This window comes from Pelomonas sp. KK5 (assembly GCF_001984095.1).
In the GTDB taxonomy this organism is placed as follows: domain Bacteria; phylum Pseudomonadota; class Gammaproteobacteria; order Burkholderiales; family Burkholderiaceae_C; genus KK5.
In genome coordinates, this window is sequence record NZ_LYVQ01000445.1 from 1 (window position 1) to 1,946 (window position 1,946).

Here is a 1,946-nt window from a genome sequence, read left to right on the forward strand (position 1 = left end):
GACCTGCGCGCGCTGAACAGCGCCGCGCTGCGCGCGCTCGGCAGCGCCCAGCTGGCCGGCCTGTCCAGCGACCAGATCGGCGCCTTCACCAGCACCCAGGTGCAGCAGCTGACCACGGCCCAGATCGCCGGCCTGGCCAGCGACTCGCTCAACGCGCTGACCAGCAGCCAGATCCCCGCGCTCAGCAGCACCCAGGTGGCCGCCATCGGCACCGCCCAGATCGCCACGATGACGACGGAAGACGTCGTGGCCCTCGGTTCCGCCGGCATCAAGGCGATGAGCACCGCGCAGATCCATGCGCTGAGCACCGACGACATCGCCGCTCTGAGCACCCGGCAGGCCGCCGCGCTGAGCTCCGCCCAGGTCGCCGCGCTGACGACCGACCAGCTCACCAGCCTGAGCACCGACGACCTGCGTGCACTGACCACCACCGCCGTGCGCGCGCTGTCCGGCAGCCAGCTCGGCGCGCTGGACAGCGACCAGATCGGCGCGCTGACCACCGCCCAGGTGGCCCAGCTCACCACCGCCCAGATCGCCGCCATGGGCAGCGACACGCTCAATGCGCTGACCAGCAGCCAGATCCCCGCGCTGAGCAGCGCCCAGGTCGCCGCCATCGCCACCGCCCAGGTCGCCACGATGACGACCGAGGACATCGTCGCGCTCGGCTCCGCCGGCATCAAGGCGATGAGCTCGGCCCAGATCCACGCGCTGAGCACCGACGACATCGCCGTGCTGAGCAGCAAGCAGGCCGCCGCGCTCAGCTCCACGCAGATCACCGGCCTCGGCACCGACCAACTGGTGGCCCTCGGCACCGACGAGCTGCGCGCGCTCAACAGCGGCGCGCTCCGCGGCCTGTCCAGCGCGCAGCTGGCGGCGCTCGACAGCGACCAGATCGGCGCGCTCACCAGCGCCCAGGTCCAGCAGCTGACCACCGCGCAGATCGCCGGCCTCGCCAGCGATTCGCTCAACGCGCTGACCAGCAGCCAGATCCCGGCGCTGACCAGTTCGCAGGTCGCCGCCATCGGCACCGCGCAGATCGCCACGATGACCACCGAGGACATCGTCGCCCTCGGCTCCGCCGGCATCAAGGCGATGAGCTCAGCCCAGATCCATGCGCTGAGCACCGACGACATCGTCGCGCTGAGCAGCAAGCAGGCGGCCGTGCTGAGCTCGGCCCAGATCGCCGGGCTGACGACCGACCAGCTCGCCAACTTCAGCACCGACGACCTGCGCGCCCTGTCCAGCGGCGCGCTGCGCGGCCTGTCCAGCGCCCAGCTGGGCGCCCTGTCCAGCGACCAGATCGGCGCGCTGAGCACCGCCCAGGTCCAGCAGCTCACCACCGCCCAGGTGGCCGGCCTCGGCAGCGACGCGCTGAACGCGCTGACCAGCACCCAGATCCCGGCGCTGACCAGCACCCAGGTCGCCGCCATCGCCACCGCCCAGGTCGCCACGATGACCACCGAGGACGTCGTGGCCCTCGGCTCCGCCGGCCTCAAGGCGATGAGCGCCGCGCAGATCAAGGCGCTGAACACCGACGACATCGTCGCGCTGAGCACCGGCCAGGTGGCCGCGCTGAGCTCGGCCCAGGTCGCCGGCATGACGACCGACCAGCTGGCCGCGCTGGAGACCGACGACCTGCGCGCGCTGTCCAGCGCCGCGCTGCGCTCGCTGAACAGCGCCCAGCTCGCCGCGCTGAACAGCGACCAGATCGGCGCGCTGACCACCACGCAGGTGGCACAGCTCACCACCGCCCAGATCGCCGGCCTCGGCAGCGACGCGCTGAACGCGCTGACCAGCAGCCAGATCCCGGTGCTGACCAGCGGCCAGGTCGCCGCCATCGGCACCGACCAGATCGCCACGATGACCACCGAGGACGTCGTCGCCCTCGGCTCGGCCGGCATCAAGGCGATGAGCTCGGCCCAGATCCACGCGCTGAGCACCGACGA

Annotated in this window: 1 protein-coding gene; it reads left to right on the forward strand. The window is 72.0% G+C overall.

Annotated elements, in window-relative coordinates; translation table 11 throughout:
• A partial coding sequence (locus B0W88_RS34070; protein ID WP_369973973.1) for a beta strand repeat-containing protein occupies window positions 1-1,946 on the forward strand: 1,946 nt, incomplete at both ends.